Genomic DNA, 14,168 nt, shown 5'->3' with positions numbered 1-14,168 from the left:
TCCGGGATGCGCGCTTCGGGACTTCGATCACTGCTCGCCCGCGTTGTCCTTGGTGTGGTTACCCGGGATCGCGGCCTCGGTGAGCACCTGCGACGGCGCCTTCGGCTCGCCGTGCGGCTTCGGCTTGCCGGTGAAGGTGATCTCACCTTCCTTGTGGATCCGCTCGATCATGTGCGGGTAGTGCAGCTCGAACGCCGGGCGCTCCGACCGGATGCGCGGCAGCTCGGTGAAGTTGTGCCGCGGCGGCGGGCACGAGGTGGCCCACTCCAGCGAGTTGCCGTAGCCCCACGGGTCGTCCACCGTGACGATCTCGCCGTACCGGTAGCTCTTGAACACGTTCCACAGGAACGGCAGCGTCGAGGCGCCGAGGATGTAGGCGCCGATGGTGGAGATCGTGTTCAGCGTGGTGAAACCGTCGCTGACCAGGTAGTCGGCGTACCGGCGCGGCATGCCCTCGTTGCCCAGCCAGTGCTGGACCAGGAAGGTGCCGTGGAAGCCGATGAACGTGGTCCAGAAGTGCAGCTTGCCCAGCGGCTCGTCGAGCATCCGGCCGGTGATCTTCGGGAACCAGAAGTAGATGCCGGCGAAGGTGGCGAACACGATCGTGCCGTAGAGCACGTAGTGGAAGTGCGCCACCACGAAGTAGCTGTCCGAGACGTGGAAGTCGATCGCCGGGGCGGCCAGCAGGATGCCGGACAGCCCGCCGAAGAGGAAGGTGACGATGAAGCCGACGCTGAAGATCATCGGCGTCTCGAAGCTCAGCTGCCCCTTCCACATCGTGCCGATCCAGTTGAAGAACTTGACGCCGGTCGGCACCGCGATCAGGAAGGTCATGAAGGAGAAGAACGGCAGCAGCACCGCACCGGTCGCGTACATGTGGTGCGCCCACACCGCGATGGACAGCGCGGCGATGCCCAGCGTCGCCCAGACCAGGCCCTTGTAACCGAAGATCGGCTTGCGGCTGAACACCGGGAAGATCTCCGAGACGATGCCGAAGAACGGCAGCGCGACGATGTAGACCTCGGGGTGGCCGAAGAACCAGAACAGGTGCTGCCAGAGGATCACCCCGCCGTTGGCCGGGTCGAACACGTGCGCACCCAGGTGCCGGTCCGCCAGCAGGCCCATCAGCGCCGCGGTCAGGATCGGGAAGGCCAGCAGGATCAGCAGGCTGGTGACCAGGATGTTCCAGGTGAAGATCGGCATCCGGTACATGGTCATGCCCGGCGCCCGCAGGCAGACCACCGTGGTGATCATGTTGACCGCACCGAGGATGGTGCCGAGACCGGACACCACCAGACCGGAGATCCACAGGTCGGCGCCGACACCGGGCGAGTGGATGGCGTCCGAGAGCGGGGTGTAGGCGAACCAGCCGAAGTCGGCGGCGCCACCCGGGGTGAGGAACCCGGACATCACGATCAGCCCGCCGAACAGGTACAGCCAGTAGGAGAACGCGTTCAGCCGCGGGAACGCCACGTCGGGCGAGCCGATCTGCAGCGGCAGGATGAAGTTCGCGAAGCCGAAGAGGATCGGCGTCGCGTAGAGCAGCAGCATCACCGTGCCGTGCATGGTGAACAGCTGGTTGTACTGCTCCTGGGAGAGGAACTGCTGCCCCGGCCGGGCCAGCTCGCTCCGGATCAGCATCGCCATCGCGCCGCCGACCATGAAGAAGGCGAACGAGGTGACCAGGTACATGATGCCGATTTGCTTGTGGTCCGTCGTGCGGAACAACCGCAGCAGGTACGAACCCTTCACCGACTCGCGCGCCGGGTACGGGCGCGTGGCGATCGGCTTGGGGGCTACGGCCGTCACTCCTGCCTCCTGCACTGCTCTTGTGGTGGTCCCGGCCGCGGACAGGCCACGGCCGAGTGGCTACGGGGATCGTAGCCCGCGCCCGCTTCGGGGCCGCGCACCGGCTGGCAAGATCACGGCACCGCGCCGCCGCACCCGGGCTGACCCGGGCGGATCCACCTCGGCCGTCGGCTGGTCAGCGCCGCATTCCACCGGTCACCGCGGCTGCCCGGCCGACTGTGGCTTCGCTCACGCCCGCGTCCACGGCCGCAGCCACGGCGACGCCGGCCAGTTCTCGGCGGCGGCCAGCAGCGGCATCGCGGTGGCGCCGTCGAGGTGCTCGCGCACGAGGTCGGCGTGCCCGGCGTGGCGCGCGCTCTCCTCGATCAGGTGCAGCAGCACCCACCGCACCGACCAGGCTTCGAGGTGGTCGGGGTACCAGGGCACGTTCTTCGGCACCGGGACCGGGTGGTTCAGGTCGCCGATCGCCAGGACCACCCGCTCGGTGCGCCGCGCCACCTCGGCGTAGAGCTCCAGCACCCCGGCCAGCGTCTCGTCCTCGCGCAGGGTGAACCCGTCCGCGTAGTCCTCCGGCTCCATCTCCGGCTGGGCGCCGGTCTCCAGCAGGTCGAGCCAGCTGCGCTCGGTCACCGCCACGTGCTTGACCAGCCCGCCGACGCTCAGCGCGCTGCGGCTGGGCGCGCGGCGCGCCTCCTCGTCGGTGAGCCCGTGCGCGGCGGCCCGCAGCACGCGGCGCTGCTGGGCCAGGAAGGCGAGCAAGCCCTCCCGTTCGTCGGCCACCGGACCGGCGTTCGGATCCACTTCAGCCACTTCAGCACCCCCAGGTGTGTTCCGGCGGCTGAATCATGCCACCTGCCCGGGTCGTTCGACACGACCGAGGTACGCCGCGCCGAACACCAGCAGCACGGCCATCGCGGTGGCCTGCACCCTGGTCGCCAGCCCGGCCAGCGGTTCGACCAGGTGCACCCCCAGTTCGCTGGCCGCGACCAGGACGAAGACCACCGCGGCCACCGCCCGCCAGCGCGGCGGCCACCAGCGCACCAGGCTGCCCGCGCCGACCAGGTAGACCGCGGTCAGCACCTCGGTGAGCACCACGTGCGCCCGGTGCCGCGGCGACGTGCCCCGGCACAGCGCGTCCACCGAACTCGCGCAGTCCAGCGGCAGCAGGGCGTGCGCGATCAGCAGCACACCGAAGACCCCGACCGAGACCACGGACAGCCGGGACACCCAGTGGGTCGGCGCGAGCCGGTTCAGCGGCGGCACCGCCACCACGAAGGCGACCCCGGCGATCAGCTCCGCACCGCGGAAGAGCGCCCCGTGCGGCCGGTCCAGCGCGCTCGCCTCGTCCACCGGCGAGCGCAGCACGGACAACCCGGTCGGCACGACGAGTTCCCACACCCAAGCCGAGTAGGCGGCCACGGCGAGCGCGAGCAGTCCCACCGCCACCAGGCGCACCAGCCGCAGTCCCTCCACGCGCCAAAGGGTGACACGGCGATCACCGGGAACCGGTTCAGCCCCTCGCCCTGACGAACGGGAAGACCACCGTCTGCCGGATCGACGCACCGGTGAGCAGCATCAGCAGCCGGTCGACGCCGAGGCCGAGGCCACCGGTCGGCGGCATCCCGTGTTCCAGCGCGAGCAGGAAGTCCTCGTCCAGCTCCATCGCCTCGATGTCACCGCTGGCCGCCCGCAGCGACTGGGCCTCCAGCCGGCGGCGCTGCTCGAGCGGATCGGTCAGCTCGCTGTAGGCGGTGCCGACCTCGGCGCCGAAGGCGATCAGGTCCCAGCGCTCGGCGAGCCGCGGGTCGGTGCGGTGGCGCCGGGTCAGCGGGGAGACCTCGGCCGGGTAGTCGGTGTAGAAGACCGGGCTGAGCGTGTGCGGTTCGACCAGGTGCTCGTGTGCCTTGAGCAGCAGGTCGCCCGCCCCCAGCTCGTCGGCGCCGTCGAGCGGCACCCCGGCCCGGCGGCAGTGGCGGCGCAGTTCGGTGGCCGTGGTGCCCGCGTCGACCCGCTCCCCCAGCGCTTCGGACACCGCGTCGTGCACGGTGACCACCGGCCAGTCGCCCGAGATGTCGACCTCGCCGCCGGGGCGCCGCACCACCTGGCTGCCGTACGCGGCTTCGGCGGCGCACTGGACCAGTTCCCGCATCAGCCGCCGCATGGTGCCGTAGTCGGCGTACGCCTGGTACGCCTCGAGCATGGTGAACTCGGGGTTGTGCGTGGCGTCCACGCCTTCGTTGCGGAAGTTGCGGTTCAGCTCGAACACCCGCTCCACCCCGGCCACGCACAGCCGCTTGAGGTAGAGCTCCGGCGCGATCCGCAGGTACATCCGCATGTCGTAGGCGTTGATGTGGGTGACGAACGGACGGGCGTTGGCACCGCCGTGCACGGTCTGCAGCATCGGCGTCTCGACCTCGAGGAAGTCGCGCTGGTGCAGGCGGTCGCGCAGGGCCCGCACCACCGTGCCGCGCAGGCGCAGCATCGCCGCGGACTCCGGGTTGACCGCCAGGTCGAGGTACCGGCGGCGCACCCTGGTCTCCGGATCGGACAGCCCCTTGCGGCGGTCGGGCAGCGGGTGCAGGCACTTGGCGGTGACCGTCCACGACGAAACCAGCACGGACAGCTCGCCGCGGCGGGAGGTGACCACCTCGCCGGTCACGCCGACGTGGTCACCGAGGTCCACCCCGGACCGCCAGTCGTCCAGCGGCAGCACGTCCGCGGCGAGCATCAGCTGGAGTTCCCCGCTGAAGTCCTTGAGGCGCGCGAAGCAGAGGCCGCCGAGGTTGCGCAGGGCGACCACCCGGCCGGCCACGCGCACGCGCTCGCCGGTGTGCTGATCGGGTGGCAGGCCGCGGTGGTTCTCCACGATGTCACCCAGCACGCAGTCGCGGTCGAAACCGACCGGGTAGGGGTCCATGCCCGCCGCCCGCAGGCGATCGAGCTTGGCGATGCGCACGCGCACCTGCTCCGGGCGGCGCACCGGTTTGACCGCCACCGCGGTGCGTTCCTCGATCCGCCGCACCCGGTCGACGAAGTCGTCGGAGACCGATTCCAGGCGCAGCGCGCGGTGGGCGCCGAGGCTCGGCACGAAGCCTTCCAGCGCACCGGCGACCAGGCCGACCTTCGGCAGCCGCCTGGCCGAGGCGTAGCAGAGGAAGCGCGGCTCCCATTCGGGCCCGTACTTGGCGTTCGCGCGGTACAGCGACTCGAGCTGGAAGAAGCGGGAGAACACGCTGAGCACCGCGCGCCAGGCCCGCAGCACCGGCCCGGCGCCGATGCGCTCGCCACCGGCGAACACCGCGCGGAACATCGCGAAGTTGAGCGAAATCCGTTGCGCACCCAGGCGGGAGCAGGCGGCGACCAGTTCGGTCAGCAGGAATTCGTTGAGGCCGTTGCCGGCGTCGCGGTCGCGGCGCATCAGGTCGAGCGAGAGGCCGCGGCGTCCCCACGGCACGAAGGAAAGCAGGCCGCGGAGCTCGCCGCCGGCGTCGAACGCCTCGACCATCACGCACCGGCCGTCGGACGGGTCGCCGAGCCGTCCCAGCGCCATGGAGAACCCGCGTTCGCTTTCGCCGCCACGCCATTGCTGTGCCTTTTTCAGCAGCGCCGCCATTTCCACCGGTGATATTTCGGAATGGCGGCGGACGCGGCTGGAGAAACCGGCGCGTTCGATCCGGCTCACCGCCTGGCGCACCGTGCGGCGGTCGGGTCCGCTGAGGCTGAATTCGCGGACGTCGAGAATGGCTTCGTCGCCGATTTCCAGTGCTTTCAGCCCGGCCGCGGTGTAGGTTTCGGCACCCCGGCGGCTCGCGCCGAGCACGCCGGGGACCCAGCCGTAGCGCCGGGCTTCGGCCAGCCACTCCCGCACCGCCGCCGGCCACGCCTCGGGGTCGCCGACCGGATCGGCGCTGGCGATGCTGGCGCCGCCGAGCACCCGGTAGGTGACCGCGGCCCGGCCGGACGGCGCGAACACCACGCTCTTGTCCCGGCGCGTGGCGAAGTAGCCGAGCGAATCCGGTTCGCCGTGTTCGGCGAGCAGTTCCCGCAACCGCAGTTCTTCGTCGTCGGTGCGCAGGTGCCGGGTGCGCACCCCGCGGAAGAAGACGAACAACGCGGCCACCGTGGCGAACGTGCCACCGAGGTCGAGCAGCACGTCCAGCCAGTCGGGGCCGTGCCCGACGCCGAACCGGCCCAGCCGGAGCAGCTCGCCGGTGGAGTGGTTCGCCGCCCAGGCGAACCGCTCCCAGCTGCTCGCCAGCGTGCCGGGGAAGACCTCGGCGAGGATCCAGCCGCCGACGGTCACCGTGGCCATGCCGGCGAAGAGCACCAGCAGCCCGTGGCGGAAGGCACCCGGCGCCAGCCGGGCCGGGAACGCCGGGCGGAGCGCGAGCAGCAACACGGTGAACGCGGCCGAAACCAGCTGCAGCCCGCCGATCGCGACGACGATCTCCGGGAGGTGGGCGTATTCGTCCGGCCGCAGGTCGACCAGGTCCGGGGCCCACAGCAGCAGGGCCTGCCCGGCGAGCAGGATGACCAGCCCGGCGACCTGGAACAGCACCAGCGCGTACAGCGCGGCCCGCTTGCGCCGCCGCAGCGCGGCGCCGAGCACCACCAGCACCAGCGCGATCACCAGGTTGGCGTCGGCCGGAATGCTGAGCAGCCAGAACACCCCGGCGAGCACGTGGCGCAGCCAGCGACCGTGGTCGCCGAGCAGCAGGAACAGCAGCGAGGAGAAGGCGCCGAGCTGCACCACGGTGGCGATGAGCCCGGCGGTCCTCGCCTTCCAGCGGGGTACGGGTGGGGTGCGCAAGATCGGGTTCCCTTTGACCGGCATCCGGAACTCCTACTCAACCCGCGGCACGCCTCATCCGACATCGGTCGCGAGTCTGGCGATCCTTCGTTCGTTCGGGGGACCCGCGACGGTACCGGTGTGAAGCTGGTCGCAGGCGGTTCGGGGCCGCCCGCCCGCGTGTCACGCTGGCCCGGTCGATGTGGTCAACGAGCGAAGGGACGGTCGACGACGATGTCTGCCCCCGGCACTGATGGCGGCGAACTGGCCGCACCGTACGGCTCCGGTCCCTCGGCCGCCGCTCCCGCACCCCGCCGGAAGGTCCGGGTGCACCACCTGCGTGAGCTGAAGGAGCGCGGGGAGGCGTGGCCGATGCTCACCGCCTACGACATGTACACCGCGGAGTTGTTCGACGAAGCCGGGATCCCGGTGCTGCTGGTCGGCGATTCGGCGGCGAACAACGTGTTCGGCTACGACACCTCGCTCCCGGTGACCGTCGACGAACTGCTGCCGCTGGTGCGCGGCGTGACCAGGGCGGTGAAGTACGCGCTGGTGGTGGCCGACCTGCCGTTCGGTTCGTACCAGCTGTCCCCGGAGCAGGCGCTGGCGACGGCGGTGCGGTTCATGAAGGAGGGGCGGGCGCACGCGGTGAAGCTGGAGGGCGGGCGGAAGTTCGCGCCTTCGGTGGCGGCGCTGACGTCGGCCGGGGTGCCGGTGATGGGGCACATCGGGTTCACCCCGCAGAGCGAGCACAACCTGGGCGGTTACCGGGTGCAGGGCCGGGGTGCGGCCGGGGAGGAGCTGGTCGCCGACGCACTGGCGCTGCAGGAGGCCGGTGCGTTCGCGGTGGTGATGGAGATGGTGCCCGCCGAGGTGGCCAAGCAGGTCACGCACACCCTGTCCATCCCGACCGTCGGCATCGGCGCGGGCCCGGACTGCGATGCGCAGGTGCTGGTGTGGCAGGACATGGCCGGCCTGCGACGGGGGAAGGCCCCGCGCTTCGTCAAGCGGTACGCGGATCTGGCCGGTGTCCTGTCGGAAGCCGCTGGCAACTTCGCCGCCGACGTCCGCCGAGGCGAGTTCCCGGGGGCTGAGCACTCGTTCCACTGAGTCGGGCGTTCCGGATCGGCGGGTACCGCTCTGCCACGGCCCGCCGTCGCACTACCTCTGCCTGCCCGCGTGCCGGCTCCGTCCGCGGTGGTTCGTTCGCCCGCTCTCTCGGCCCGTTGTTCACTTGGCCCCGGCGCAGGCTCAAGCTCAGCCGCGAAGCGCGGGCTGGCCATGACGGGGGAGGCAATGGTTGAGCCTTGTTCAAGGTTGTGAACAAAGGTCATGTACTTGACTGTATTCAGTCAGTGGCTTAGCGTTTGAGCACCGCCGCCACGGGTCCTCGAAGAGGAGGAGACGATGCGCGTATCGCGCGCCGCGCCTGTTCGCTGAACCCCCATCGACTGGGGGCTCGTTCAGTCTGGCGGCGGGAGCGAGCCCCCACCCTTCCCTGCGGATGAGGCACAGTGGTGCGCATGGATGAGCTGTACCCGGCGATCGAGCCGTTCCGGAGCGGACTGCTCGACGTCGGCGACGGGCACCTCGTGCACTGGGAGACTTCCGGCAATCCGGACGGCAAGCCGGTCGTGGTGTTGCACGGCGGGCCGGGCAGCGGGCTGACTCCGTTGTCCCGCAGGCACTTCGACCCGTCGGCGTACCTCATCGTGCAGTTCGACCAGCGTGGGTCCGGGCGCAGCACGCCGAGCATCACCGACCCCGAGGTCGACCTGTCGGCGAACACGACCTGGCACCTGGTCGCCGACCTCGAACGGCTGCGGGCGCACCTCGGCATCGATCGCTGGCAGGTGTTCGGCGGGTCGTGGGGCGCGACGCTCGCGCTCGCCTACGCGGAAACGCATCCGGGGCGCGTCAGCGAGATCGTGTTGCGCGGGATCTTCACCGCCCGGCAAAGCGAACTCGACTGGATCTACCGCGACGGCGCCTCCCGGCTCCACCCCGACGCCTGGGGCGACTACCTCGCCCCCATCCCCGAACGCGAGCGCGACGACCCGATGGCCGCCTACCGGCGCCTCGCCTACCACCCGGAGCGCGGCGTGCGCGAAGCCGCGGCGATCGCCTGGAGCGCCTGGGAAGGCGCGATCGTTTCGCTCATTCCGCAGCCGAGCTACCTGCAGAGCTACAGCCGGCCGGATTTCGCGCTTTCGTTCGCTCGCATCGCGCTGCACTACTTCACCCACGGCGCCTGGCTCGACGAAGGCCAACTGATCCGTGACGCCGCGAAGCTGACCGGCATTCCGGGCGTGCTGGTCCAGGGCCGATACGACGCGGTCTGCCCGCCGATCACCGCCTGGGAACTGCACCAGGCTTGGCCGGGCTCGGAGCTGAACCTGCTCAACACGGCGGGCCACGCGGTCAACGATCCGGGTGTGCTGGCCGCGTTGCGAGCGGCCACCGATCGGTTTCGCTGACTATTGACCTTGAGGCTTGTTGAACAATCCTCAAGGTTGCCGCGGTGAAGGAGTGGCCATGCTGTGGCCACGGCATCGTCGGCGGACATGGCGCCCCTGGAGCGGGAACTGCGAACCAGCAACCCGGGCGACCTGGGGGTTATCCGCCTGGGGGATTGTTGAACAAGAGGGCGATCCACAGTTCGGCGCGAGTGCCGGGGGAGGCCAGGTCCCGGCCGATCAGGGATTCCACTTTTCGCAGGCGGTTGCGCAGGGTGTGCCGGTGGATGCCCAGGCGGGTGGCGGCGGCGTCGTAGTGGCCGTGTTCTTCCAGCCAGCAGCGCAAAGCCTCGATGAGATCGGTGCTCAAAGGCGAGAGCAGAGCGTCTGCGAAGAGAGCAGTGCTCTCTTCTGGGAGCAGTGATAGCAGGCCGGTGCCCGCGTACTCGGTGAAGTCCAGCCAGGGCACCCCCTGGCCCCGGGCAGCGAGAGCGGCCTGTTCGGCCTGGCGGACGGCAGTCGTGGGGTCGGTCGCCGCGGAGATTCCGGCGTGCAGGCCGAGGCGCCGCACCACCGGCTCCAGATCCGCCGGTGAGGCAGCGATCACCACCACATCCGAATCCCGGGCAACGCAGAAGGAATCCCCCGAGGCATCCGCAAAAGCCCGCCGCCCAGCCGCGGCCCCCACCACGACCACAACCCGCCAAGGCGGCGCAGGCAGCGAAGGCCACCACCCCCGGATCGCCGGCACCGCCAAGTCCACATCGGACAGCAACAGCTCCAGCAACCCCGCGGACAACCGCGACAGAACCCCGCTCTGCTCCCGATTCCGCTGCAACGCCAGCGAGAGCAGCGAAGCCGCCGTGTTCACGATGAACTGCTCAGCGGAATCCAACGCCGCCGCCCGCCCCACCGCGAGCACCGTTCGCGAATCCAGCGAGTGCAACACCACCTCGTCCCCCGACGAGACCCGCGCACCCCGCGTCCCCCGCAGCTCCGAAACCCGCAGTTCACCAGCCCAAGACCGCGCCGAAGCCGGAACGGCCTCCACCACCGCCCCCGAGTCCAGCAGCAGCACCCAGCCATCCACCAGCCTGGCCAGCCGCCGCACCACCGCCCCCGGACCGCCCCGGCCGACCGCCGCGCGGGTCAGCTCCTGCTGCCCCCGCCCGGTCCGCACCACGGTCGCGTACTCGTCAGCGGCCACCGCCGCGGACACCGCCTTGGTGATCGCGATGAACGGCGTCTCGTGCGGCACCTCCAGCAAGGGCAACCCCGCGGCCTCAGCCGCCGAGACCAGTCCCGACGGCACCCGGGGGTGGCTCAGCCCGCTGCCGAAGCCGATCCCGGCCACCCCCGCCGCCACCAGCCGGTCCACATAGGCCCCGTAGGCACCGCCCAGCGCCAGCCCGGTGGTCAGCAGCAGCTCCCCGCCGTCGAGGAACGCCGTCGGATCGAGCAGCTCGGTCGGGTGCACCCAGCCGATCGTCCGGTCCAGGCCCGCCGAACCGGCCAGCACCGGCAACCCCTCCGCCGTCGCCAGTTGCCGCAGGGTAAGTGCCACGCTGGCGAATCCTACCGGCCAGGTTGTACAAACCGGCACCTGACGGCCGGACCCGCCGGACGCATCCTGAACCCATGACCGCCCAGCTCACGCAGCGCAGGCTGCGGACCGAAATCCCCGGCCCGGCCTCCCGTGCCCTGCAGGACCGCCGCGGCAGCGCGGTCGCCGCGGGCGTCGGCTCGGTGCTGCCCGTCTACATCACCTCGGCCGACGGCGGCCTGCTCACCGACGCCGACGGCAACCAGCTGATCGACCTGGGTTCCGGCATCGCGGTGACCAACGTCGGCCACAACGCCCCGGCCGTGGTCGACCGCGTCCGGGCGCAAGCCGGGAACTTCACCCACACCTGCTTCATGGTCACGCCCTACGAGGGTTACGTGCGGGTCTGCGAGGAGCTCGCGGACCTGACCCCCGGCGACCACGCCAAGCGCTCGGTGCTGTTCAACTCCGGCGCCGAAGCCGTGGAGAACGCGGTGAAGATCGCCCGCGTGGCCACCGGCCGCCAGGCCGTCGTGGTGTTCGACCACGCCTACCACGGCCGCACCAACCTGACCATGGCGCTGACCGCGAAGTCCGTCCCGTACAAGCACGGCTTCGGCCCGTTCGCGCCCGAGGTCTACCGGGTGCCCGGCTCCTACCCCCACCGCGACGGCCTGACCGGTCCCGAGGCCGCGGCCGCCGCGCTCGACCGGATCGAGAAGCAGATCGGCGGGGACCAGGTCGCCGCCGTGGTGATCGAGCCGATCCAGGGCGAAGGCGGCTTCATCGAGCCCGCCCCCGGCTTCCTGCCCGCGCTGGCCGAGTGGTGCGCGCGCCACGGCGCGGTCTTCGTCGCCGACGAGGTGCAGACCGGCTTCTGCCGCACCGGCGACTGGTTCGCCTCGAACCACGAGAACGTGGTGCCGGACCTCATCGCCACCGCGAAGGGCATCGCCGGCGGCCTGCCGCTGGCCGCGGTCACCGGCCGCGCCGAGCTGATGGACGCCGTGCCGTCCGGCGGCCTCGGCGGCACCTACGGCGGCAACCCGATCGCCTGCGCCGCCGCACTCGGGTCCATCGAAACCATGCGCACCGAGCGGCTGGACCTGGCTGCCCGCGGCATCGCCGACGCCGTGCTGCCGCGGTTGACCGCGTTGGTGGAACGCACCGGCGTGATCGGCGACGTCCGCGGCCGGGGCGCCATGCTCGCCGCCGAGTTCGTCCGGGACGGCGAGCCGGACGCGGCGCTGACCGGTCGCGTCGCCAAGGCGTGCCACGCGGCGGGCGTGGTGGTGCTGACCTGCGGCACCTACGGCAACGTCGTGCGCCTGCTGCCGCCGCTGTCCCTGTCCCCCGAACTGCTCGACGAGGGCATCTCCGTCCTGGAGCAGGCAATCCTCGCGGAGGCCGCGAAATGACCACCTTCCCGTTCTGGATCGCCGGAAAGCCCCACACCAACGGCGAAACCACCACGATCCGCAGCCCCTACGACAACGCACCAGCCGGCACGCACGCCGTCCCCGGTGACGCCGAAGTCGAAGCCGCCGTGCGGGCCGCGCACGAGGTCCGAGCCGAAGCCGCGCGCACGCCCGCCCACGTGCGCGCGACGGCGCTCGACCACGTTTCCCGCCGCATCACCGAACGCGCCGAGGAGTTCGCCCGGCTGATCACCGCCGAATCGGGCAAGCCGGTCAAGTGGTCACGCGGGGAGGTCGCCCGTGCCGCGTCGACGTTCCGCTGGGCCGCCGAAGAGGCCCGCCGGTTCTCCGGCGAGCTGCAGCGACTGGACACCGACGCCGGTGGCACCGGCCGGATGGCGCTGGTGCGGCGGGTGCCGAAGGGTCCCGTGCTCGGCATCACCCCGTTCAACTTCCCGCTGAACCTGGTGGCGCACAAGGTGGCCCCGGCGATCGCGGTCGGCGCGCCGATCGTGCTCAAGCCCGCCCCCGCCACCCCGCTGACCGCCTTGCTGCTCGGTGAACTGCTCGCGGAGACCGCGTTGCCCGCCGGCAGCTGGTCGATCCTGCCCACCGGCAACGACGTGGCGGCCCGGCTGGTCAGCGATCCGCGGCTGCCGGTGGTCTCGTTCACCGGATCGGTGCCGGTCGGCTGGGGCATCCGGGACCGCGTACCGCGCAAGCACGTCGCGCTGGAACTGGGGGGCAACGCGGCGGCCATCGTCTGTCCGGATTGGACGGACCTGGAGTTCGCCGCGCAGCGCATCGCCACCTTCGCGATGTACCAGGCCGGGCAGTCGTGCATCTCGGTGCAGCGCGTCTACGCGCACGCCGACGTCTTCGACGCACTGGTGGAGAAGGTCACCGCGGCGGTGGCCGCGCTCGGGGTCGGTGACCCGAACGACGAGAGCACCGACGTCGGCCCGCTGATCAACACCGCCGCCGCCGAACGGGTCGAATCGTGGGTCCGCGAAGCCGGCGGCGAGGTGACCCGCGACGGGGCGACGCTGACCCCGGTCGTGCTGACCGGCGTGGCCGAAGACGCCAAGGTGCTCGCGGACGAGGTGTTCGGCCCGGTGGTCACGCTGAACCGCGTCGGCTCGGTGGCCGAGGCGTTCGACCGGGTCAACGAATCGCGGTTCGGGTTGCAGACCGGGGTGTTCACCCGCGACCTGCCCACCGCCTTCGAGGCCGCGGCCCGGCTCGACGTCGGCGGTGTGGTGATCGGTGACGTGCCGAGCTTCCGCGCCGACCAGATGCCCTACGGCGGGGTGAAGGACTCCGGCGTCGGGCGCGAGGGCCCGGCCGCGGCGATGCTCGACCTCACCGAAGAGCGGGTAACCGTGCTGACAGGGCTGCCGCTGTAGCGGCGTGCGCCTCCACGAGCGACGGGCCGTACCAGGTCAGGAACCGCCCGGAGACCAGCACGTAGGGCACTCCGGGGAACGCCTCCGGCCCGTCCTCGTCGGTGAACGGGTACGGCTCGTCCGGTAGCACCAGCAGGTCCGCCGCCCCGCGCTCGAACTGCGCGCGCAACTCGTCCAGCTCCGGGCGCGGGTAGCGGTCCTCGTGGTCCGCGTGAGCCAGGCCGACGCCGAGGCGGCGCAGCACGTCACCGCCGAAGGTGTCCCGGCCGAGCACCACCCACGGCTTGCGCCAGACCGGCACGATCGCCGTCGCCCGCACCGGCGGCGTCTCCCGCCACAGGTCTTCGGCCTGCACCAGCCAGTCCGGCTGGTCGAGTTCGAGCCCCTGCGTGAGCAGGCGGCGCAGGGACCCCAGCGCGGCGGGCACGGTCGCCGCCGCGGCCATCACCCACACCGGAACGCCGTTGGCACGCAGGCGTTCCACGTCGTCGGGACGGCTCTCCTCGGCGTTCGCCAGCACCAGGTCCGGGCGCAGGTCGAGGATCCGGTCCACCGCCGGGTACTTCGAACCGCCGATGCGCGGCAGGTCCAGCTCCGGCGGGTGCGTGCAGTAGTCGGTGACACCGACCAGCCTGCCCGGCGCGCTCACCGCGACCGCCTCGGTCAGCGACGGCACCATCGACACGATCCGGTCCGGCGCGCCGGTCAGCGGCACGTCCTCGCCGAGGTCGTCGGTCATCCGCATGC

Annotated in this window: 10 protein-coding genes; 4 read left to right on the top strand and 6 right to left on the bottom strand. The window is 71.3% G+C overall.

Annotation, left to right across the window (positions count from 1 at the left end):
- Positions 1-27 precede the first annotated feature (27 nt).
- From ctaD to lysX, 4 genes are all read right to left on the bottom strand, one after another.
- Complete coding sequence (gene ctaD / locus AC07EG_RS02345) at positions 28-1,809, bottom strand: aa3-type cytochrome oxidase subunit I (protein ID WP_478251134.1); 1,782 nt, start codon at positions 1,807-1,809, stop codon at positions 28-30.
- A 228-nt stretch (positions 1,810-2,037) separates the two neighbouring features.
- On the bottom strand, positions 2,038-2,610 hold the full coding sequence (locus tag AC07EG_RS02340; RefSeq protein WP_478251235.1) for a DinB family protein: 573 nt from the start codon (positions 2,608-2,610) through the stop codon (positions 2,038-2,040).
- 42 nt (positions 2,611-2,652) lie between these two features.
- The gene (locus AC07EG_RS02335; RefSeq protein ID WP_478251133.1) at positions 2,653-3,282 is read right to left on the bottom strand and encodes a DUF998 domain-containing protein; all 630 of its coding nucleotides are present in this window, start codon (positions 3,280-3,282) and stop codon (positions 2,653-2,655) included.
- Between the two features lie 37 nt (positions 3,283-3,319).
- A complete protein-coding gene (lysX, locus tag AC07EG_RS02330; RefSeq protein ID WP_478251132.1) occupies positions 3,320-6,643 on the bottom strand; it encodes a bifunctional lysylphosphatidylglycerol synthetase/lysine--tRNA ligase LysX in 3,324 nt (1,107 codons plus the stop codon).
- Positions 6,644-6,832: 189 nt separating this feature from the next.
- On the opposite strand from lysX, the gene panB reads away from it, so the two are divergent.
- The gene (gene panB, locus AC07EG_RS02325; RefSeq protein WP_478251131.1) at positions 6,833-7,708 is read left to right on the top strand and encodes a 3-methyl-2-oxobutanoate hydroxymethyltransferase; all 876 of its coding nucleotides are present in this window, start codon (positions 6,833-6,835) and stop codon (positions 7,706-7,708) included.
- A 413-nt stretch (positions 7,709-8,121) separates the two neighbouring features.
- A complete protein-coding gene (gene pip / locus AC07EG_RS02320) occupies positions 8,122-9,075 on the top strand; it encodes a prolyl aminopeptidase (protein ID WP_478251130.1) in 954 nt (317 codons plus the stop codon).
- A 139-nt stretch (positions 9,076-9,214) separates the two neighbouring features.
- On the opposite strand, the gene AC07EG_RS02315 is transcribed toward pip, so the two are convergent.
- On the bottom strand, positions 9,215-10,618 hold the full coding sequence (locus AC07EG_RS02315; RefSeq protein ID WP_478251129.1) for a PucR family transcriptional regulator: 1,404 nt from the start codon (positions 10,616-10,618) through the stop codon (positions 9,215-9,217).
- A 74-nt stretch (positions 10,619-10,692) separates the two neighbouring features.
- Between AC07EG_RS02315 and gabT the strand changes: the two genes are divergently transcribed.
- Together gabT and AC07EG_RS02305 are read left to right on the top strand one after the other, a co-directional pair.
- Positions 10,693-12,015 (top strand): 4-aminobutyrate--2-oxoglutarate transaminase, encoded by a 1,323-nt coding sequence (gene gabT, locus AC07EG_RS02310; RefSeq protein WP_478251127.1) that lies wholly within the window; start codon positions 10,693-10,695, stop codon positions 12,013-12,015.
- Positions 12,012-13,421 carry an aldehyde dehydrogenase family protein gene (locus AC07EG_RS02305; protein WP_478251126.1) on the top strand — a complete coding sequence of 470 codons (1,410 nt, stop codon included), beginning with the start codon at positions 12,012-12,014 and terminating at the stop codon, positions 13,419-13,421. The genes gabT and AC07EG_RS02305 overlap by 4 nt, the downstream gene beginning before the upstream one ends.
- On the opposite strand, the gene AC07EG_RS02300 is transcribed toward AC07EG_RS02305, so the two are convergent.
- Positions 13,378-14,160, bottom strand: coding sequence for a helical backbone metal receptor (locus tag AC07EG_RS02300; protein WP_478251234.1), 783 nt, complete (start codon positions 14,158-14,160; stop codon positions 13,378-13,380). The genes AC07EG_RS02305 and AC07EG_RS02300 overlap by 44 nt on opposite strands.
- Positions 14,161-14,168 lie beyond the last annotated feature (8 nt).

The organism is Amycolatopsis sp. NPDC045836 (genome assembly GCF_056431745.1).
This window is presented reverse-complemented; position numbering and strand designations above follow the sequence as displayed.

Bases quoted from the DNA above. Each gene is read 5' to 3' on its own strand.
- AC07EG_RS02305 (WP_478251126.1), top strand. From the start codon at position 12,012: ATGACCACCTTCCCGTTCTGGATCGCCGGAAAGCCCCACACCAACGGC.
- panB (WP_478251131.1), top strand. From the start codon at position 6,833: ATGTCTGCCCCCGGCACTGATGGCGGCGAACTGGCCGCACCGTACGGC.
- lysX (WP_478251132.1), bottom strand. From the start codon at position 6,643: ATGCCGGTCAAAGGGAACCCGATCTTGCGCACCCCACCCGTACCCCGC.
- gabT (WP_478251127.1), top strand. From the start codon at position 10,693: ATGACCGCCCAGCTCACGCAGCGCAGGCTGCGGACCGAAATCCCCGGC.
- pip (WP_478251130.1), top strand. From the start codon at position 8,122: ATGGATGAGCTGTACCCGGCGATCGAGCCGTTCCGGAGCGGACTGCTC.
- AC07EG_RS02300 (WP_478251234.1), bottom strand. From the start codon at position 14,160: ATGACCGACGACCTCGGCGAGGACGTGCCGCTGACCGGCGCGCCGGAC.